Source organism: Enterobacter sp. KBR-315C3_2022, assembly GCF_041399425.1.
Classification (GTDB): Bacteria; Pseudomonadota; Gammaproteobacteria; order Enterobacterales; family Enterobacteriaceae; genus Enterobacter.
This window is the reverse complement of record NZ_JBGKEB010000001.1, coordinates 349,673-370,129: the sequence shown is the minus strand read 5'-3', so window position 1 is coordinate 370,129 and position 20,457 is coordinate 349,673. Positions and strand designations below refer to the sequence as shown.

Annotated in this window: 17 protein-coding genes, 2 tRNA genes and 1 other RNA gene; 9 read left to right on the top strand and 11 right to left on the bottom strand. The window is 57.4% G+C overall.

The window, feature by feature from the left end:
* Positions 1–130 precede the first annotated feature (130 nt).
* The gene (hns, locus tag AB8804_RS01880; RefSeq protein WP_112011642.1) at positions 131–544 is read left to right on the top strand and encodes a histone-like nucleoid-structuring protein H-NS; all 414 of its coding nucleotides are present in this window, start codon (positions 131–133) and stop codon (positions 542–544) included.
* 210 nt (positions 545–754) lie between these two features.
* On the opposite strand, the gene galU is transcribed toward hns, so the two are convergent.
* From galU to rssA, 3 genes are all read right to left on the bottom strand, one after another.
* Complete coding sequence (gene galU / locus AB8804_RS01875; RefSeq protein ID WP_371182428.1) at positions 755–1,651, bottom strand: UTP--glucose-1-phosphate uridylyltransferase GalU; 897 nt, start codon at positions 1,649–1,651, stop codon at positions 755–757.
* Between the two features lie 199 nt (positions 1,652–1,850).
* The gene (gene rssB / locus AB8804_RS01870) at positions 1,851–2,864 is read right to left on the bottom strand and encodes a two-component system response regulator RssB (RefSeq protein ID WP_371182426.1); all 1,014 of its coding nucleotides are present in this window, start codon (positions 2,862–2,864) and stop codon (positions 1,851–1,853) included.
* A 90-nt stretch (positions 2,865–2,954) separates the two neighbouring features.
* Entirely contained in the window at positions 2,955–3,857 is a 903-nt protein-coding gene (gene rssA, locus AB8804_RS01865; protein WP_371182424.1) for a patatin-like phospholipase RssA, read from the bottom strand.
* 114 nt (positions 3,858–3,971) lie between these two features.
* On the opposite strand from rssA, the gene AB8804_RS01860 reads away from it, so the two are divergent.
* The 5 genes from AB8804_RS01860 (at position 3,972) to AB8804_RS01840 (ending at position 5,859) form a co-directional block, all read left to right on the top strand.
* Positions 3,972–4,430: a YchJ family protein gene (locus AB8804_RS01860; RefSeq protein ID WP_371182422.1), complete on the top strand. Its 459-nt coding sequence runs from the start codon at positions 3,972–3,974 to the stop codon at positions 4,428–4,430.
* A 48-nt stretch (positions 4,431–4,478) separates the two neighbouring features.
* The gene (gene purU / locus AB8804_RS01855; protein ID WP_371182421.1) at positions 4,479–5,321 is read left to right on the top strand and encodes a formyltetrahydrofolate deformylase; all 843 of its coding nucleotides are present in this window, start codon (positions 4,479–4,481) and stop codon (positions 5,319–5,321) included.
* A 157-nt stretch (positions 5,322–5,478) separates the two neighbouring features.
* A tRNA-Tyr gene (locus tag AB8804_RS01850) sits at positions 5,479–5,563 on the top strand.
* A gap of 35 nt (positions 5,564–5,598) precedes the next feature.
* Positions 5,599–5,683: transfer RNA gene (locus AB8804_RS01845), tRNA-Tyr, on the top strand.
* Positions 5,684–5,728: 45 nt separating this feature from the next.
* A non-coding RNA gene (locus AB8804_RS01840) (RtT sRNA) lies at positions 5,729–5,859 on the top strand.
* A gap of 145 nt (positions 5,860–6,004) precedes the next feature.
* Here AB8804_RS01840 and narI read toward each other — a convergent pair.
* The 5 genes from narI to AB8804_RS01815 all read right to left on the bottom strand — a co-directional run bounded on the left by narI (position 6,005) and on the right by AB8804_RS01815 (position 14,443).
* A complete protein-coding gene (gene narI, locus AB8804_RS01835; RefSeq protein WP_371182419.1) occupies positions 6,005–6,682 on the bottom strand; it encodes a respiratory nitrate reductase subunit gamma in 678 nt (225 codons plus the stop codon).
* Complete coding sequence (gene narJ, locus AB8804_RS01830) at positions 6,682–7,392, bottom strand: nitrate reductase molybdenum cofactor assembly chaperone (RefSeq protein ID WP_371182417.1); 711 nt, start codon at positions 7,390–7,392, stop codon at positions 6,682–6,684. Before narJ ends, narI begins: the two co-directional genes overlap by 1 nt.
* Positions 7,389–8,924 (bottom strand): nitrate reductase subunit beta, encoded by a 1,536-nt coding sequence (gene narH, locus AB8804_RS01825; RefSeq protein WP_371182415.1) that lies wholly within the window; start codon positions 8,922–8,924, stop codon positions 7,389–7,391. The genes narJ and narH overlap by 4 nt, the downstream gene beginning before the upstream one ends.
* Positions 8,921–12,664, bottom strand: coding sequence for a nitrate reductase subunit alpha (locus tag AB8804_RS01820; RefSeq protein ID WP_371182413.1), 3,744 nt, complete (start codon positions 12,662–12,664; stop codon positions 8,921–8,923). Before AB8804_RS01820 ends, narH begins: the two co-directional genes overlap by 4 nt.
* Positions 12,665–13,045: 381 nt before the next feature.
* A complete protein-coding gene (locus AB8804_RS01815; RefSeq protein ID WP_371182411.1) occupies positions 13,046–14,443 on the bottom strand; it encodes a NarK family nitrate/nitrite MFS transporter in 1,398 nt (465 codons plus the stop codon).
* Between the two features lie 309 nt (positions 14,444–14,752).
* On the opposite strand from AB8804_RS01815, the gene narX reads away from it, so the two are divergent.
* Together narX and narL are read left to right on the top strand one after the other, a co-directional pair.
* Complete coding sequence (gene narX, locus AB8804_RS01810; RefSeq protein WP_371182409.1) at positions 14,753–16,549, top strand: nitrate/nitrite two-component system sensor histidine kinase NarX; 1,797 nt, start codon at positions 14,753–14,755, stop codon at positions 16,547–16,549.
* Positions 16,542–17,192, top strand: coding sequence for a two-component system response regulator NarL (gene narL / locus AB8804_RS01805; protein ID WP_003856701.1), 651 nt, complete (start codon positions 16,542–16,544; stop codon positions 17,190–17,192). Before narX ends, narL begins: the two co-directional genes overlap by 8 nt.
* 2 nt (positions 17,193–17,194) lie before the next feature.
* Here the strand turns inward: narL and AB8804_RS01800 are convergent, their stop codons facing one another.
* Positions 17,195–18,601, bottom strand: coding sequence for a YchO/YchP family invasin (locus AB8804_RS01800; RefSeq protein ID WP_371182403.1), 1,407 nt, complete (start codon positions 18,599–18,601; stop codon positions 17,195–17,197).
* 208 nt (positions 18,602–18,809) lie between these two features.
* Between AB8804_RS01800 and AB8804_RS01795 the strand changes: the two genes are divergently transcribed.
* Positions 18,810–19,163, top strand: coding sequence for a DsrE/DsrF/TusD sulfur relay family protein (locus AB8804_RS01795; protein WP_112011623.1), 354 nt, complete (start codon positions 18,810–18,812; stop codon positions 19,161–19,163).
* A gap of 79 nt (positions 19,164–19,242) precedes the next feature.
* On the opposite strand, the gene AB8804_RS01790 is transcribed toward AB8804_RS01795, so the two are convergent.
* Entirely contained in the window at positions 19,243–19,941 is a 699-nt protein-coding gene (locus AB8804_RS01790) for a gamma-glutamylcyclotransferase (protein ID WP_371182401.1), read from the bottom strand.
* Positions 19,942–20,110: 169 nt separating this feature from the next.
* Positions 20,111–20,341 (bottom strand): putative cation transport regulator ChaB, encoded by a 231-nt coding sequence (gene chaB, locus AB8804_RS01785; RefSeq protein WP_371182399.1) that lies wholly within the window; start codon positions 20,339–20,341, stop codon positions 20,111–20,113.
* Positions 20,342–20,457 lie beyond the last annotated feature (116 nt).

Genomic DNA, 20,457 nt, shown 5'->3' with positions numbered 1-20,457 from the left:
GTAATTAATAATAGGGAAATTTATTCAGTATTTTTTGAAATCCTTACATTCCCACCTATTGCACAACTCAATTTATCGCTCTATTATTAGGACAACAAACCACCCCCATTATAAGTTTGAGATTACTACAATGAGCGAAGCACTTAAAATTCTGAACAACATCCGTACTCTTCGTGCGCAGGCAAGAGAATGCACCCTTGAAACGCTTGAAGAAATGCTGGAAAAATTAGAAGTCGTCGTTAATGAGCGTCGCGAAGAAGAAAGCGCCGCTGCTGCTGAAGTTGAAGAGCGCACTCGTAAATTACAGCAATATCGCGAAATGCTGATTGCTGATGGTATTGATCCAAACGAATTGCTGAACAGCATGGCTGCTGCAAAAACCGGTACCAAAGCAAAACGCGCTGCTCGTCCGGCTAAATATAGCTACGTTGACGAGAATGGCGAAACTAAAACCTGGACTGGCCAGGGCCGCACTCCTGCTGTTATCAAGAAAGCCATGGATGAGCAAGGTAAACAGCTGGATGATTTCCTGATCAAGGATTAATCCTAATAACGCTTTTCAAAATCCCGCTTACGGCGGGATTTTTTGTATCCATAATTTGCCATTGCTCACCATAAAGGGTGTTATATTGGCATTTCAGCCCCTGGCTACATCCCTTCTGGCGACAAAGTCAAACGGTTACAGGGATAAAAAAAGACCGGTGAGCAATGCCACACCGGTCTCATTTACGCGTATAAGGATATTACTTAGCCATCACACGTTTTCTTTAAGCCAGGCCTTAAATTCTTCACCCAGGCTATTATGGCGAATACCGTATTCAACAAATGCCTGCATATAACCCAGCTTATTACCACAGTCGTGGCTCTTGCCTTTCATATGATAGGCTTCAACGGTCTCTTTCTCGATCAGCATGTCGATTGCATCGGTCAGCTGAATCTCGTCACCCGCGCCTGGAGGCGTTTTCGCCAGCAGCGCCCAGATTTCGGCGCTCAGGACATAGCGACCCACAACGGCAAGGTTAGATGGCGCCACGTCGGCTTTTGGTTTCTCAACGACACCGACCATAGGTACGCTTTCGCCCGGTGCAAGATCGGCACCTTTGCAGTCAACCACACCGTACGCCGTGACGTCTTCAACGGGTTCAACCATGATTTGGCTGTTTCCGGTCTCATCAAAGCGCGCGATCATCTCTGCCAGGTTGTCCTGGGAAAGATCGGATTCGTATTCATCAAGAATAACGTCAGGAAGGATAACCGCGACCGGCTCATCACCAACAACAGGGTGAGCGCAAAGTACAGCGTGTCCCAGGCCTTTAGCCAGGCCCTGACGCACCTGCATAATAGTGACGTGCGGAGGGCAAATAGACTGGACTTCGGCTAACAGCTGGCGCTTAACGCGCTTTTCCAGCATCGCTTCGAGTTCAAAACTGGTATCAAAATGGTTTTCGATCGAGTTTTTAGATGAATGCGTGACCAGCACAATTTCAGTGATGCCCGCCGCGATACATTCATTGACGACATACTGGATTAATGGCTTATCAACCAAAGGCAGCATCTCTTTAGGGATTGCCTTCGTCGCGGGCAACATCCTGGTCCCCAATCCCGCTACCGGGATAACGGCCTTTCTGACTTTCGAATTTAGGGCAGCCATTGAAATTCTCCTGAACTGTTCAAGTTTTGAACTTTTATGCATTTAATAACGCGTTGAGTATATCAGCCACACCCGCTAGTCAGGGTCTGAAAAGAACGCGTTGCCGATCAATTAGGATTAATACGTATGATTCTGGCAGTGATAGTAGCACTGCCATCAATACACGGGAAAAGCATTCTGGTGAATAAAATCCAACTGCTTATTCCGTGGACAACATTAAGCGTAACCGCCCTCCTGCTCCCCACACCTGACACTGCCAGGATGAGCAACGGTGGCTAATTTGATTAAGATAGGCCGTTCCTAACGTTCCCAGCGGCACGCCGCTGCTTACCTGAATATGGTGCTCTCCCGTATTCAGGGTGGCATTTAAACCCGCAGAAACCAGGATGAGATTATTTAATTCGCTGTGATAATAGCCCACCAGAAGGGGAAACTGGCCGGGTAAATTGGCCTGACGGAAAAGCTGATTGACCTGTTTAAGTAAACTGCCCAACTCGGGCAGACGCTGCCCCTGATGAGATAACTGTTCCTGCAGCAATCCGTTAAAAAGCGCGCGAAGTAATAACGCAGCTAAAACACCATTATCCCCCGCTCGCGTCACGTCCAGACAATAAAAAGCCAGGTCGGTATCGGATAAAGCGGCAATATCGAGCACCAGACCCGGCTGATCTGCCGCAACCAGCTGACGATAATTTACCCGGCAATGCGATATCGATTGTTGTACCGGCGGCTGCAGCTCCTGCAATAATTTCGCGGCGGCATGAGGATTGCTGACCAGAGCGTCCCAGTCCTGAAATAACCGCTCCTCCTCTTCGACGCGCGAATTAAACATATTGGGATACAAACAGGCCAGCACCGTTTCACGCAGCCGGTTTAAATCCTTGACGGGCTTGAGCAGAATATCCTGCACGCCGAGGCGCAGCGCTTTAGCAATATCAGCCATTTCCTCCGTTGCGGAAATGACCAGAATCGGCGTCTGATCGCCGTCAGCGCGAAGGCGCTCAACCAGCATCAGGCCGTTCATGCGCGGCATGGCGAGATCGCAAATCAGCAGATCGGGCGTCATGCCGGTCATTTTCTCCAGCGCCTCAATACCGTCTGTCGCCAGCGATGTGTCTGCTCCCAATGAGGTTAACCACGAATCCAGCAGCGATCGGAAAACGGGCTCGTCTTCAACTATTAAAATGTGTTTTCCGGCCAATGGCTGCGTCATGATTCCTCCCCAGGCTGACAGTTAGTAAATAGTGGCATGCTATCGGTACTATCGCCTGTCCGATTTTGCTGAAAAAAATTAAAAAAGTGCTTAGTGAGTTGACCGGATAAACGGCAGCAACTCATCCATTTTCTTTTCTACGGCTAACGAGCCCGCTGCGATGGCGGCCTCGGCACGGTGAAAATCAAGCGTTGAAATTTGTGGGCAATAAGGCTGGATTAAAATATCCGGAGGATCACCTGCCATGCGGTTTCGCTTCAGGCGATTCTCAAGAACCTGAATTGAGGTCGTCATGATCTCCATTGCCGTCGGTGCCGCGACGGCGCGACGGGCGGTAAAGCGGCCGATGCGCCCCTTCAGACGTTCATGCCAGGCAAGTTTCTCCGTCTCGGCGCTATCGCTGTGCAAATTGACCGGCAAAAGATCCTGCTGCATCAGGTGAGCATCGTGCTGAAGGTCGACGGCAATGACGATATCCGCGCCCATGGCGCGGGTCAACGAGATAGGAACGGGATTCACCACGCCGCCATCAACGAGCCAGTAGCCGTTGTGAGGCACGGGTGCCATCAGGCCGGGAATACTGCATGAGGCGCGCACGGCCAAATGGATATCCCCTTCGGTGAGCCACAGCTCTCTGCCGGTGCTGAGGTTCGTCGCCACGGCACCGAAAGGCATTTGGCAATGGCTGAAATCATCGAGGGGCATGACCTGACGGAATTGATTAAACACGCGCTCGCCGCGCAGCAAACCACCGCGCTGCCAGGAGAGGTCCATCAGGCGCAGCACATCCCAGTAGCTAAACGAGCGCACCCACGCTTCAAGCTCCGGAAGTTTACCGCAGGCATAGGCCGACCCCACCAGCGAACCTATCGAACATCCTGCGACGATATCGACGTCAACGCCCATCTTGTTGAGGGCGTTAATCACGCCAATGTGTGACCAACCCCGGGCTGCTCCTGAGCCCAGCGCCAGACCAATTTTTACCTTTCTCATCAGACCCGTTTTACTTCCCCTGGATTCCCGACATAGCATCAACGCACATGCTCAGTTAACATGGTGCCACCCTGAGCGTTTAACGCTCTTATTTTTTGTTCCAGGAAGAGAATTGTGTCTCAACTCTGCCCCTGTGGTAGCGCTCTGGAGTATAGCCTATGTTGCCATCGATATCTTTCCGGCACGCAGGTTGCACCAGACCCGTCACACCTTATGCGCTCGCGGTATGCTGCTTTTGTGATCAAAGACGCAGACTACCTGATTAAAACCTGGCACCCATCCTGCCGGGCGGCCGAATTTAGACAGGATGTTGTCGCCGGATTTGCCAACACCGTCTGGCTTGGGTTAACCGTGTTTGAGACGGCAACCGGCGTCGATGACAGCGAAGGCTACGTCAGCTTCGTCGCCCGGTTTAGCGAGAATAACACTCCCGGCGCCATCATCGAACGTTCCCGGTTCTTAAAGGAAAGCGGGCAATGGTATTATATTGACGGAACGCGTCCACAGTTTGGTCGTAACGATCCCTGCCCCTGCGGTTCAGGTAAAAAATTTAAAAAGTGCTGCGGGCAGTAACGTCCGACAGCCCAGACTTCGCAAATACATAAACAGGATTTCCCGGCGATGCAATCACTACAACGTAAAGTTCTGCGCACCATCTGTCCCGATCAAAAAGGGCTGATCGCACGAATTACCAACATCTGTTACAAGCATGAGCTGAACATCGTGCAGAACAACGAATTCGTTGACCACCGTACCGGGCGCTTTTTCATGCGCACCGAGCTCGAAGGCATTTTCAACGACACCACCCTGCTTGCCGATCTGGACAGCGCCCTGCCGGAGGGGTCCGTCCGTGAGCTGACGCCAGCCGGACGCCGTCGCATCGTCATTCTGGTCACCAAAGAGGCGCACTGCCTGGGCGACCTGCTGATGAAGGCTAACTACGGCGGGCTGGACGTGGACATTGCCGCCGTCATCGGTAACCACGAGACGCTGCGGTCGCTGGTTGAGCGTTTCGATATTCCGTTCGAGCTGGTGAGCCATGAGGGCCACGCGCGCGAAGAGCATGACAAGCTGATGGCGGACGCCATCGAGGCGCATAACCCGGACTACGTCGTGCTGGCGAAATACATGCGCGTGCTGACCCCGTCATTTGTGGCGCGCTTCCCGAACAAAATCATCAATATTCACCATTCGTTCCTGCCGGCCTTTATCGGCGCGCGTCCATACCACCAGGCCTACGAGCGCGGCGTGAAGATCATCGGCGCAACCGCGCACTACGTGAATGACAACCTGGACGAAGGCCCTATCATCATGCAGGACGTCATTCACGTGGATCACACCTACACGGCGGAAGACATGATGCGCGCTGGCCGCGACGTTGAGAAAAACGTGTTAAGCCGCGCGCTGTACCAGGTGTTGGCGCAGCGCGTCTTCGTGTACGGCAACAGAACGATTATTCTTTAATCCTTCGTAAAATGAATTGATTAGCTTTGCGCCTTTACGGATAAAAAGCAGGCAAACGACCGCTGTTACGTAAAGGAATGCTTTACAGGGGCGTCTCATTTGATATGATGCGCCCCGCTTCTCACCGAAGCAGGCCAGTAAAAAAGCATTACCCCGTGGTGGGGTTCCCGAGCGGCCAAAGGGAGCAGACTGTAAATCTGCCGTCATCGACTTCGAAGGTTCGAATCCTTCCCCCACCACCATCTCTCAGCTTCATCTCAAAATATGAATTACCCCTGGTGGGGTTCCCGAGCGGCCAAAGGGAGCAGACTGTAAATCTGCCGTCATCGACTTCGAAGGTTCGAATCCTTCCCCCACCACCATCACTTTCGAATAATTCCAAACCTTCTGTTCGCACCAGGCATCATGCATCTCCGTAACGGGGAAGGATGAGAAGCTTCGACCAAGGTTCGATTCGAGCGCAGCGAGAAAGCGTTGCCACAGGCAACGACCCGAAGGGCGAGGCGCATCGCGCCGAGTAATCCTTCCCCCAGGATTATCCGAACATCTAAACATGCAATATATGTAGGCCGGGTAAGGCGCAGCCGCCACCCGGCAACAGACGGCGTCATAAGCTGCAGGTAAGCACCAGCCATGGGGCAAAAAAAACCCCGCAAGCGCGGGGTTTTGAGCAAAACGCAGAACTAGCGGCGGGCGCGAACCACCTGATATTTGCGCGTCAGGTACTCCACCGGCACGCTCCAGATGTGCACCAGGCGCGAGAACGGGAACAGCACGAACAGGGTCATCCCCAGCACCAGGTGCATACGGAAGATAAACGCCACGCCGTCCAGGTGCTCAGACGCGCCGCCGTGGAAGGTCACCACGGCCTGCGCCCAGCCCACCAGCTTCATCATCTCGCTGCCGTCCATATGCTGCGCAGAGAACGGAATGGTCATCAGGCCCAGCGCGCACTGGATCACCAGCACCGACAGCACCAGAATATCCGCCGCGGTGGTCGTAGCGCGAATGCGAGGGCTAAAGAGGCGGCGCTTGAGCAGCAGCAGGCCGCCCACCAGGCACATCAGGCCGGCAGCACCGCCGCCGAACATCGCCATCTTCTGCTTCACGTCCAGCGGCAGCCACGCTTCATACATCCAGTGCGGCGTCAGCATCCCGAAGGCGTGACCGGCAATCACGCCGAGGATCCCGATGTGGAACAGGTTAGACGCGAGATTCATCCCCTTACGGTCCAGCATCTGGCTGGAGGCCACGCGCCAGGTGTACTGGCCGTAGTCATAGCGCAGCCAGCTTCCCACCAGGAACACGGTGCCCGCAATGTACGGGTAAATGTCAAAGAAGAACATATTCAGGAAGTGCATTATTGCCGTCCTCCGTTAGAGATATTCAAATATTGCGGGGCAACAGCACCGGCAAAACGACGCTGGTGAGCCGAGATTTCAGACTCGCCGCAGTTCTGGTCAGCAAAGAATTTCACCTGCTCCTCTTCCCAGACGGCGTCCAGCGCTTCCGGCGTGTCGTCACGGGCTTCGTCCGCGATTTTCTCCGCGACCTTCTCACCGTCGACGGCGGCGTTGGCCAGCTTGACGAGCAGATCGAACAGCACCGCATAGCGGCTTTCACGCTGCGTGAGGCGCGCGCTCAGCAGGGCCAGAATCGGCGCGATGTCCTGCAAACCGCCGAGCGCCTCTTCTTTCGGCAGCTGTGCCAGATATTCCAGATACAGCGGCAGGTGGTCCGGCAGTTCGCGGCTGTCGAGCTGCAGGCCGTGCTGCTCGTACTGGGCCATCAAATCCACCATCGCCTGCCCGCGGTCGCGGGATTCGCCGTGAACGTGTTCAAACAGCAGCAGCGAGGTTGCGCGGCCGCGGTCGAACAGCTGGCTGTAGTCGGCCTGCGCGTCGAGAAGATCGCGCGCGAGCAGATCGCGCAGGAAAACGCCCAGCGTCTGGGCATCCTCTTTATCCAGGTTTTCAGATGACGCGAGTGCATCAAAGAGTTCCTGCTGATGCTGCGCAAGGGCAGCATCCGGATACTCGAGCAGACGCGAAACAATGACGAGTTCAATCATTGGTGCGGCTCCGTTTTGCTGGTCACATCCATTGCATCGATGCGGCGGCTGTTGAACAGGTTGAATTTGGTGTCAGACCCGTGGCAACCGTCGCCAAAGCTGAAACCACACCCGCTTTTCTCCGGGAAGGCATCGCGAGCCTGCTCGCGGTGGCTGCTCGGCACCACGAAGCGATCTTCGTAGTTCGCAATCGCCAGGTAGCGATACATCTCCTGGGCCTGCGCTTCGGTGAGCCCCACCTCTTCCAGCGCGCGGGTATCCGTTACGCCGTCAACGGTTTCCGCACGCTTAAAGTGGCGCATCGCCAGCATGCGCTTCAGCGCCAGCAGAACCGGCTGGGTATCGCCTGCGGTCAGCAGGTTCGCCAGGTACTGAACCGGAATGCGCAGGCTTTCCACGTCCGGCAGAATGCCGTTGCTGCCCAGCTCGCCCGCGTCGGCGGCAGACTGAATCGGAGACAGCGGCGGCACGTACCACACCATCGGCAGCGTGCGGTATTCCGGATGCAGCGGCAGGGCCAGCTTCCAGTCCATCGCCATTTTGTACACCGGAGACTGCTGCGCCGCGTCGATCACGCTCTGCGGCACGCCGTCCTTCAGCGCCTGCTCAATCACTTTCGGATCGTTCGGATCGAGGAATACGTCCAGCTGGCGCTGGTACAGATCTTTCTCGTTCTCGGTGCTGGCTGCCGTTTCAATGGCGTCCGCGTCGTACAGCAGCACGCCAAGGTAGCGGATGCGGCCGACGCAGCTTTCGGAGCAGACGGTCGGCATACCCGCTTCGATACGCGGATAGCAGAAGATGCACTTCTCGGACTTGCCGCTCTTCCAGTTGAAGTAGATTTTCTTGTACGGGCAGCCGGTGATGCACATGCGCCAGCCGCGGCACTTGTCCTGGTCGATCAGCACGATGCCGTCTTCTTCACGCTTGTAGATCGCACCGCTCGGGCAGGTCGCGACGCACGCCGGGTTCAGGCAGTGTTCGCACAGGCGCGGCAGGTACATCATGAAGGTGTTTTCGAACTGGCCGTACATCGCCTTCTGCATGTTCTCGAAGTTCTGGTCTTTCGACAGCTTCTCGAACTCGCCGCCCAGGTCGTCTTCCCAGTTTGGCCCTTTCTCGATTTTGCCCATACGCTGGCCGGTGATCAGCGAGCGCGGACGCGCAATCGGCTGATGCTTGCCTTCCGGCGCGTTGGCCAGGTTTTGATAGTCGAAGTCAAACGGCTCGTAATAGTCGTCGATGCCCGGCAGGTGCGGGTTGGCGAAGATTTTACCCAGCAGCATCGCGCGGTTGCCCATGCGCGGCTGAATTTTGCCGTTGATCTTGCGGATCCAGCCGCCCTTCCACTTCTCCTGGTTTTCCCAGTCGGTCGGGAAGCCGGTGCCCGGCTTGGTTTCCACGTTGTTGAACCAGGCGTACTCGGTGCCTTCGCGGCTGGTCCAGACGTTTTTACAGGTGACCGAGCAGGTATGACAGCCGATGCATTTATCCAGATTCAGCACCATGCCGACTTGTGAACGAATTTTCATTTTACGCTCTCCTGTACCTGGTCATTACCTTCGCCGTCTAACCAGTTGATATTCTTCATCTTACGAACCACCACGAACTCATCGCGGTTAGACCCTACCGTACCGTAGTAGTTAAAGCCGTAGGCCAGCTGCGCATAGCCGCCGATCATGTGGGTTGGCTTTGGCGTAATGCGGGTCACGGAGTTATGAATACCGCCGCGCTGTTCCGTTATCTCTGAACCCGGCAGGTTCACGATACGTTCCTGAGCGTGGTACATCATGGTCATCCCGGCCGGCACGCGCTGGCTTACTACCGCACGCGCGGTCAGCGCGCCGTTGCTGTTAAACACTTCGATCCAGTCGTTATCGACAATGCCCAGCTCCTTCGCGTCCGCTTCGCTCATCCACACAATCGGACCGCCGCGACCCAGGGTCAGCATCAGCAGGTTGTCGCTGTAGGTAGAGTGAATGCCCCACTTCTGGTGCGGCGTCAGGAAGTTCAGCGCTTTCTCCGGATTGCCGTTGGATTTATCGCCCATCACCTCTTTCACCGAACGCGTGTCGATCGGCGGACGATAGACCAGCAGGCTCTCGCCGAAGTCGCGCATCCACTGGTGATCCTGATACAGGGACTGACGACCTGACAGGGTGCGCCACGGGATCAGCTCGTGAACGTTGGTGTAACCGGCGTTGTAAGAGACGTGCTCGTCCTCAAGGCCGGACCAGGTCGGGCTGGAGATAATTTTGCGCGGCTGGGCCTGAATATCGCGGAAGCGAATTTTCTCTTCCTCTTTATTCTTCGCCAGATGCGTGTGGTCGCGACCGGTAAATTCGCTCAGGGCCGCCCACGCCTTCACCGCCACGTGGCCGTTGGTTTCCGGGGCCAGGGTCAGGATCATTTCCGCCGCGTCAATTGCCGTGTTCAGCATCGGCTGGCCTTTGGCCGGGCCTTCCGCCTTGGTGTAATTGAGCTTGCGCAGCAGATCCATTTCGCTCTGGGTATTCCACGCGATGCCTTTACCGCCGTTGCCGATTTTCTCCATCAGCGGGCCGATAGAGGTAAAGCGCTCGTAGGTCGCCGGATAGTCACGCTCAACCGGAATGATGTGCGGCGCGGTCACGCCCGGGATCAGGTCGCATTCGCCATTTTTCCAGTCCTTCACGTCCAGCGGCTGCGCCAGCTCGGCGGCGGAGTCGTGCTGGATGGGCAGCGTCACCACGTCGGTCTCTTTGCCGAGGTGGCCTACGCAGACTTCAGAGAATTTCTTCGCGATGCCCTTGTAGATTTCCCAGTCGCTTTTGGATTCCCACGCCGGGTCAACGGCGGCAGACAGCGGATGAATAAACGGATGCATATCCGAGGTATTCATGTCGTCTTTTTCATACCAGGTCGCGGTTGGCAGCACGATGTCGGAGTACAGGCAGGTGCTCGACAGGCGGAAGTCCAGCGTCACCACCAGATCCAGCTTGCCGTCCAGGCCGTTGTCCTGCCATTCCACTTCTTCCGGCTTCACGCCGCCCTGCTTGCCGAGATCTTTCCCCTGGATACCGTGCTCGGTGCCCAGCAGATACTTCAGCATGTACTCGTGGCCTTTACCGGACGAGCCCAGCAGGTTTGAACGCCAGATAAACAGGTTGCGCGGATGGTTTTTACCGTTTTCAGGCTGCTCCGCCGCGAAGCGAATGGAGCCGTCCTTGAGGGACTTAACGGTGTAATCCACCGGCGTCATGCCCGCTTTCTTCGCCGCTTCGGCAATGCGAAGCGGGTTGGTGCCCAGCTGCGGCGCGGACGGCAGCCAGCCCATGCGCTCGGCGCGCACGTTGAAGTCGATCAGGTGGCCGCTGTAGCGGGATTTATCCGCCATTGGCGACAGCAGTTCCTGCGCGGTCACGGTTTCGTAGCGCCACTGGCTGGAGTGGTTGTAGAAGTAGGAGGTGCTGTTCATGTGGCGCGCCGGACGCTGCCAGTCAAGGCCAAACGCCAGAGGCTGCCAGCCGGTCTGCGGACGCAGCTTCTCCTGGCCCACGTAGTGCGCCCAGCCGCCGCCGCTCTGGCCTACACAGCCGCAGAAGACCAGCATGTTGATCAGGCCGCGGTAGTTCATATCGAGGTGATACCAGTGGTTCAGACCGGCCCCGACGATGATCATTGAGCGACCGTGGGTCTTGTCGGCGTTTTCCGCGAACTCGCGCGCGATGCGGACGATCTGTGCGCTCGGCACGCCGGTGATCTTCTCGGCCCACGCGGGGGTGTACGCTTTAATATCGTCATAGCCGGTTGCGCAGTTTTCATCGTTCAGGCCGCGCTCCAGGCCGTAGTTCGCCATGGTCAGGTCGTAAACGGTGGTCACCAGCGCGGTAGAACCGTCCGCCAGCTGCAGGCGCTTCACCGGCAGCTTGTGCATCAGCACGTTTTGCAGCTCAACCTTGTTGAAGTGCTCGGTGCCGTCGCCGCCGAAGTACGGGAAGCCGACTTCCGCGATGTCGTCCTGGCTGCCCAGCATGCTGAGGCGCAGCTCGGTTTCCGCGCCGCTTGTGCCGTCGCGCTGCTCGAGGTTCCATTTGCCCTTCTCGCCCCAGCGGAAGCCGATAGAGCCGTTAGGCGCCACCATTTCGCCGTCGCTGTTGTAGGCAACGGTTTTCCATTCCGGGTTGTTTTCCTGGCCAAGTGAATCCACCAGGTCGGCGGCGCGCAGCATGCGGCCCGCGGCATAGTAACCGTCGCGCTCTTCCAGCATCACCAGCATCGGCATGTCGGTATAGCGGCGCACGTAGTCGGTGAAGTACTGGCTTGGCTTATCGAGGTGGAACTCACGCAGCATGACGTGGCCCATCGCCAGCGCCATCGCCGCATCGGTGCCCTGCTTCGGCGCAAGCCACAGGTCGCAGAGCTTGGCGATTTCCGCGTAGTCAGGGGTGACCGCCACGGTTTTGGTGCCTTTGTAACGCACTTCGGTAAAGAAGTGGGCGTCCGGGGTACGGGTCTGCGGGACGTTAGATCCCCAGGCAATGATGTAGCTGGAGTTATACCAATCCGCGGATTCCGGCACGTCGGTCTGCTCGCCCCAGGTCTGTGGAGACGCAGGCGGCAGGTCGCAGTACCAGTCGTAGAAGCTCAGGCAGGTGCCGCCAATCAGGGAGAGATAGCGCGCGCCGGACGCGTAGGAGACCATCGACATCGCCGGGATCGGCGAGAAGCCTGCCACGCGGTCCGGGCCGTAGGTTTTGACGGTATAGACGTTAGAAGCGGCAATCAGCTCGTTAACTTCTTTCCACGAGGAGCGCACGAAGCCGCCGCGGCCGCGAGCCTGCTTGAAGCTTTTCGCTTTGTCGGCGTCTTCAATGATGGAGGCCCATGCGTCAACCGGATCGCTGTGCTGCACTTTCGCCTCGCGCCACATCTTCATCAGGCGCTTGCGCATCAGCGGGTATTTAAGACGGTTGGCGCTGTACAGATACCAGGAGTAGCTCGCGCCGCGAGGACAGCCGCGCGGCTCGTGGTTTGGCATATCCGGGCGCGTGCGCGGATAGTCGGTTTGCTGGACTTCCCAGGTCACCAGGCCGTTCTTAACGAAAATCTTCCAGCTGCACGAGCCCGTGCAGTTTACGCCGTGGGTAGAACGGACAACTTTATCATGCTGCCAGCGCTGACGGTAACCGTCCTCCCAGTCCCGGTTGGTCTCCAGAACCTGGCCGTGCCCATCGGCAAAGGTTTCGCCCTTCTGCTTGAAGTAGCGAAACCGGTCCAAAAATTTGCTCATCGGGTATCTCCTGTGTGGAGCCTGTGGCTCTCTAAATCGACATTGCTGATTTGCAGCGAAGGTAACGCTCTGAAACATGTAGAGAATTGATAACGATCAAGGCAGGGGGGCTCTCTGTAACGGGGTATTACACCCACTACCACCAAAGCGGTATATTTTTTGATTTTTTATCTTGTTGATATATTTAGTAAAATTATATTTATCGTACAAACCGCACGGCATTTTTTAACATCTTAGGTATTAAGGGGTAGACCCCTCTGCAAGGCGATGGCGATCACAGTGTTACTCCCTGCGTTGACGCTAAAACCGCTCAGTATGTTGTAACTAACGAAGGAGTAAAAAAAAGCGCGGCACCGAGGCCGCGCGAACGGATAATCAAACTTACTTGTTTTTCTTAGTATTACGTCCGTATACCAGCCACGTTATGGCAACGCAGGCGATATAGAAGATCAGGAAGACTTTCATTGCGCCCGCCGGCGAACCGGTAAGATCCAGCGAAATACCGAACGCTTTTGGAATAAAGAAGCCGCCGATGGCGCCAATCGCAGAGATAAAGCCCAGCGCCGCCGCCGTATCCGTTGCCGCTTCGCGCATCGCCTGCTCCTCAGAGCCGCCCTGCGCCTTCACGCGGTCCATCGTCAGCTTGCGGAAGATCACGGAGATCATCTGGAAGGTGGACGCACTGCCCAGCCCGGCCGTCAGGAACAGCACCATGAACACGCCGAAGAAGGCATTGAAGTTACCGCCCTGGCCGTTAACCGGCAGCGTCAGGAACAGCAGCGCGCAGAAGATGGCCATCACGACGAAGTTCACCAGCGTAACGCGGGTACCGCCAAGACGGTCAGAAATCATGCCGCCCAGCGAACGCGCCAGCGCGCCAATAAAGGGACCGAAGAAGGCGAACTGCAGGATCTGCACGTCCGGGAACTGGGTTTTCGACAGCATGGCGAAGCCCGCAGAGAAACCGATAAACGAACCGAAGGTTGCCAGATACAGCAGCGCCATTACCCACAGGTGTCCACGCTTCAGCACCGGCAGCTGTTCGCTCAGCGACGCCTTCGACGCAGAGAGATCGTTCATAAAGAACCATGCAGCGAGGGTGAAGACCACCAGGAACGGCACCCAAATCCAGGATGCGTTTTGCAGATAAAGGGAAGACCCATCCGCCTGTTCAACGCCACCGCCACCGAAGGCGGCAAAAATGGAGACCGAGATGGCCAGCGGCGCGATCAGCTGCATCACGCTCACGCCCATGTTGCCCAGGCCGCCGTTAATGCCCAGCGCGCCGCCCTGCTTCGCTTTCGGGAAGAAGAAGCTGATGTTCGCCATGCTGGACGCAAAGTTTGCACCGGCGAAGCCGCACAGCAGGGAGATGATCACGAACACGCTAAACGGCGTGGAGGTATCCTGCACCGCAAAGCCCAGCCATACGCACGGAACGATCATGATGCCGGTACTGAACGCCGTCCAGCGGCGGCCACCGAACACCGGTACCATAAACGCATAAGGCACGCGCAGCAGCGCGCCGGACAGCGACGGCAGCGCGGTCAGCATAAACAGCTGATCGGTAGTAAAGGAAAAACCCACTTTCGGCAGGTTAACCGCCACGGCACTGAACAACATCCATACGCAAAACGCGAGCAGCAAACATGGAACTGAAATCCACAGGTTACGGCTTGCAACCTTGTGGCCCCGCTGCTGCCAGAACGCCGGATCTTCCGGACGCCAGTCAGTAATAACGGCACCATTTTCCCTTTCGGGAGCGGATGAGTGACTCATAGACACCTCTGATTCTCGAATGATGCTGCAAACATTAGGGGTTTAGGCGGGCGGTAAGTTGATATAAATCAAAGGAAAAGTCAGTGGTTTTGCGGCGAAAAAAAAGTCATTACCCTTAGTGAGTAGAGATTTACGCTTAAAAAGACGTGGTTTTTCACCGCGCTGAGGCGCCGGGATACTCCCCCTCGTCTAAACCTAACCCCACCGGCAATTTAGAGGTAATCCTTTATTGGTATGGGTATACTCCAGGGTATGCACCAGAATATCGCCATTCCTGCAGTCAGGTCACGTCAGGAGCCCGGCAACTCTATGTTAAAAAGATGTTTATCTCCACTCACGCTGGTTAACCAACTGGCGCTTATCGTTTTGCTGTCCACCGCGATCGGTGTGACCGGCATGGCGATCTCTGGCTGGCTGGTACAGGGCGTACAGGGTAATGCGCATGCCATTAACGAGGCAGGTTCACTACGCATGCAGAGTTACCGTCTGCTCGCCGCGGTGCCGCTCACTCAGGACGACCTGCCGCTGATCGCCGACATGGAGCGCACCGCCTTTAGCCCCGAGCTGGAAAAAGCCGCGAAGCGCGATGGGCAGGAGGCGCAGCTGAAAGCGCTGCAGGGTTACTGGCATTCACAGCTCAAGCCGGGGCTCCAGCAGGCAAACAATCCGGATACGGTCTCGCGGGACGTCGCCAGCTTTGTATCGCGCATTGACGCCCTCGTCTACTCCTTCGACCACACCACCGAAATGCGCATCGACAGCGTGGTCAGGGCCCACGCCGCGATGGCGATACTGATGGGCATGCTGCTGATATTCACCATCGTCTGGCTGCGCGCGCGGCTGCTTAAGCCGTGGCGGGCGCTGCTGGTGATGGCGCGCGCCGTTGCCGACCGCGATTTCAGCCAGCGCACGCACATTCACGGGCGCAATGAGATGGCAATGCTCGGCCAGGCGCTGAACACCATGTCGGAAGAGCTTTCCGAAAGCTATGCGGTGCTGGAGAAGCGGGTTCAGGAGAAAACCGCCGGGCTGGAGCAGAAAAACGAGATCCTCTCCTTCCTGTGGCAGGCCAACCGCCGCCTGCACATGCAGGTGCCGCTGTGCGAGCGCCTCTCGCCGGTCCTTAACGGCCTGCAAAACCTCACCCTGCTGCGCGACCTTGAGCTGCGCGTTTACGATATCGAAGACGAAGAGAACCATCAGGAGTTCACCTGCCAGTCGGACATGTCCTGCGATGAAAAAGGCTGCCACCTCTGCCCGCGCAATCTTCCGACGCAAAATACCGGCGGAACCACCCTGAAATGGCGGCTGACGGACAGCCACAGCCAGTACGGCATCCTGCTGGCCACGCTGCCTGCCGGGCGTCACCTCAGCCACGATCAGCAGCAGCTCGTGGACACGCTGGTCGAACAGCTGACCGCCACGCTGGCGCTCGATCGTCATCAGGAAAAGCAGCAGCAGCTTATCGTTATGGAGGAGCGCGCGACCATTGCCCGCGAGCTTCATGACTCCATCGCCCAGTCGCTCTCCTGCATGAAGATGCAGATAAGCTGCCTGCAGATGCAGGGCGAAGGCATGCCGGAGAGCAGCAAGCAACTGCTCGGCCAGGTGCGCAACGAGCTGAATACCTCATGGATACAGCTTCGCGAGCTGCTGACCACCTTCCGCCTCCAGCTGACCGAGCCGGGTTTACGCCCGGCGCTTGAGGCCAGCTGCAGCGAGTTTAGCGCCCGCCTGGGCTTCCCGGTGAAGCTGGACTATCAGCTGCCGCCGCGGTTTGTCCCCTCTCACCAGGCGATACATCTGCTGCAGATTGCCCGCGAAGCGATGAGCAACGTGCTCAAGCATTCCGGCGCGACGGCGGTAACCGTGACCGTGAGCCATCAGAATAATCAGGTGAAGCTTATCGTTCGCGACAACGGCCGCGGCGTGCCGGAAAATGCCGAGAGAAGTAACCACTACGGCCTCATTATCATGCGAGACCGCGCGCAAAGCCTGCGCGGTGATTGCCAGGTTCGCCGGGCAGACGCGGGTGGCACCGAAGTGATCGTCACCTTTATTCCCGAAAAACCGCTCATAACTGCTCAAGGAGAAAACCATGACTAATCAGGAACCGGCATCTATCCTGCTGATTGATGACCATCCGATGCTGCGCACTGGCGTTAAACAGCTTGTCAGCATGGCGCCCGATATCACCGTCGTCGGCGAGGCCAGCAACGGGGAACAGGGAATTGAACTTGCCGAGTCGCTCGATCCTGATTTGATCCTGCTCGATCTCAACATGCCGGGGATGAACGGCCTGGAAACGCTGGACAAGCTGCGTGAAAAATCGCTGTCTGGCCGCGTGGTGGTCTTTAGCGTCTCGAACCATGAGGAAGACGTGGTCACGGCGCTCAAGCGCGGGGCCGACGGCTATCTGCTGAAGGATATGGAGCCAGAAGATCTGCTCAAGGCGCTGCAGCAGGCCGCCGCCGGAGAGATGGTCTTGAGCGAAGCGTTAACGCCGGTGCTGGCCGCCAGCCTGCGCGCCAACCGCGCCACCTCTGACCGCGACGTCAGCCAGCTGACCCCGCGCGAGCGCGACATCCTGAAGCTGATTGCCCAGGGCCTGCCAAACAAGATGATCGCCCGCCGCCTGGACATCACCGAAAGCACGGTGAAGGTTCACGTTAAGCACATGCTGAAGAAGATGAAGCTCAAGTCCCGCGTCGAAGCGGCGGTGTGGGTCCATCAGGAGCGTATTTTCTAAGGCTACTCGTCCGGCAGCAACTTCCACCGTGGATCGTCTTTCGGTAATGCGACGAGCGGTTGTACCACGGTAAGCGCGATCTCATTGGAAGAGACGCGCTGCCCCTGTTCATCTTCCACCACCACCGACAGCCGCCAGCTGTTTTTCGCCCCTTCGCTATCGTCCCAGGCGGGCATAATCACGCTCCAGCCATCGCTGCTGCGCCCGTTAGCCGGCGACGTCAGGCTCAGCGCCTGCGTATCGCCCTGCCAGTGAAGCTGGCGAATGCCGTGGGCGCTGCGGATCTGCAGCTTCAGCATCACCGTCTCCCCAGGCTTCAGATCCCACGGCGGCGTCGCCAGATAGACCGAGAGCGTTTTGCGCTGGCGGAACTCCATCACCGGCAGGCTGTCCCGCTCCGGAGCGTCGTAGCGGCTGCCGCGCAGCGAGCGGGTCGCGGCGACCTCACCGGCGGAGAGCTGTTTTGCCAGCGGCACGCCGAAGCGATAGTTTAGCTTCAGGCCGAGGTTGTTCTGGCTGACCCCGCTTTCCCCCTGCTTGTGCGCGGCGGTTAAGGTCATCAGCGGAACGGGCGTGTAGTTCAGCCCGAGGTTAACGGCAACAGGGTTATGGTAGCCGGTGCCGCTGTTGAACAGGTCGACGTTATCGCCAAAATACTGCTCAAAGCTGACGCTGGTATTGAGATGGTGGAACCACGGCAGCCACGCCTTCGCCGTCACGTCGTAGCCGCGCGCCATGCGCTGCTCTTTGGTCTCGGCGCTTTCGCGCCATCCGGCGAGCGGCTGATAGTAGTTCGCGGAAAGGCGCAGGTTCTCGCCCCACGCCTCCGCGCCCAGCCCGGTGCGCTGAAGGTTTTCTTCGAGCAGATTATCGTAAAACGTGTTGTAGCCCAGCAGCCAGGAGCCGGCCACCCAGCGCTGCCCGACCCCGGCATTGCTCACCAGGCCGTCGGTCTGCTGCGTCAGGCCAAACTGGCTCCAGGTTAAGTAGCGGTTAGTGTCGTTCCAGGGCACAAACCAGCTTCCGCTGCTGCCGTTGAATTTGCCGTCGTTGTCCACCAGCACGTTGACGCTGGCATTTCCCCACGGCGAGAGCCACGACTCGATGTGCTGATTGACTTCACCGCTCACGGCGTCGCGCACCTGGCCAAACGCAAACTGGCGCGCCTGCTCGCCGGTGGTGAGGCCGTTGTCGGTCATGCTGGCTTCACCAAACGCTTTCGCCATCTCCGCGAGGTGCTTCTCCCCTTCCCCCGTAGGCGCAGCAAGGCCGAGATCCGGCAGGCTGTCGCCGTCGTTATCAAACGGGTTTTGCGCCTGCTGGATAAAGGAATGCGGCGCACCGTGAACGGCTCCGGCCGCAAGAAGGGGGAGTAATATCAAAAAACGAATGCGGGACGATACGGCCATCAACGTCGTAAACAGTAGCCTGTGTGTTTAAGCATAGTCTTACTATGTTAACGCCTGCAGGCATGAATGACAGCCCTAATGGCATTTTCAGGAATAACCTGAAACGCACGTAAACTACGCCAGAGCTTTGACGCGCGCCGTTTGCTCTGTAGCATAGGCTCTCGCGTGTGCTAATCCACGTCCATGCTTGATAAGAACAGGAGTCACTATGCAAAAGATTACCATCGTCGCCAACGGGGCGGCCTACGGCAGCGAATCCCTTTTTAACAGCCTGCGCCTCGCCATTGCGCTGCGCGAGAAGGAGAGCGATCTCGACCTGCGCCTGTTTCTGATGTCGGACGCGGTGACGGCGGGCCTGAAGGGGCAAAAGCCCGCGGAGGGCTACAACATCCAGCAGATGCTGGAGATCCTCACCGCGCAGAATGTGCCGGTTAAGCTGTGCAAAACCTGCACCGACGGGCGCGGGATTAGCGGGCTGCCGCTGATTGACGGCGTGGAAATCGGGACGCTCGTCGAGCTGGCGGAGTGGACGCTGGCCGCCGATAAGGTGTTAACGTTTTAATCAGCGAGCGCAATGAATTCTGATTGACGCGGTCCCCCTGCTCCAGCGGAGACCGCCCCCTGCGCTGATTTTGCGGCGCTTACAGGCCGTGAGCCCGCCGCAGCGGCGTGTTCAGCACGTTCCCCTCCACCAGCGCTTTTACCTCCTTCACCAGCTCGTTCAGGCAGTCGTCCTTCATGCCGAGGCGCGTGAGTTCCTGATCCAGCGAGAAGAGATACTGGGCGTTGGTGCCGAGCGGGCCGCTGGCGGCGGCGATGAGCGGAGCAATCACCTGCGTGCGGGTGTCGGCTTCATACAGCGGATGGCGCGGGTCCATGATAAACACCAGCGCATTCACGGTGCGGCCGTCGTCGAGGTCGAGCCTGCACCAGCAGGGCATATAGCAGCCGGTGATCATTTCGCGCTTCCACAGCAGGGTGAGCTCTTCTTCAAGCGTCTCGGACGGGAGCTGGTACGCGACGCCCGTGGTGCGCCCGCCCTCTTTCAGTGCAAGCATTCGCCCCGGCTGGCAGGCGCTGCCGCGCCCGGCCGTCAGCCGCAGGCAGAAGGCGCGATGCCATCCCGGCAGGGTGCCGGTTGCCGATTCGACAAAATTGAGCGCCGGGTTCCACATCAGCGAACCATAGCCAAAGATCCAGACCGGGCCGTCGTCCGGTCGGCAGGAAAGCGTGGCAGCGAGCGACGCCGCACGTTGTTCAGCCGACCAGAAAAGCGATTCCTCAATAGCACCAAATGCCGTCTTACAATCCGCCTTCATTAAGAAATCACGCGTTAACACCTTATACCTCCGCCACTGCATGCTTCCCTGCGACCGCTCTAATCCGCCTTCCCGGCATTGTTTACTGGTCATTTTACCAGCAGTGGGTTAACGATAAGCAAATCGCAGGCCAGTTGCAATACAACGGATGTTCAACCGCCTCAAAAGTCAAAATGAAGGCAAGGCGCGGCTATTTCTTTTTATGCCATTTATCATCGTCTCCTTTCTCGTAGTCATTTTTTACCGCCGCCCAGGCGACCTTATGCGCCGTCTCTTCCCGGCTGGCGTCGTCCCGGCGGTCGTCTTTATCTTTATACTGATCCCAGGCGCTGTTGAAGGCTTCCTTATAGATATCCTGCGCGTGCGCCGGGAGAACGTGCTGCACGCTGTCGGGTAAATCGCGTTTCGTTTTATAGGGCATCTCTCACCTCTCTTTTACTAAAGTAGTAAGTGTGGTCCAGCCCGCGCCGTCGCGCCACATAGATTATAATTATGTATTTAACGCGAAATTAATTGCCTGTTATTCAATGGATATTT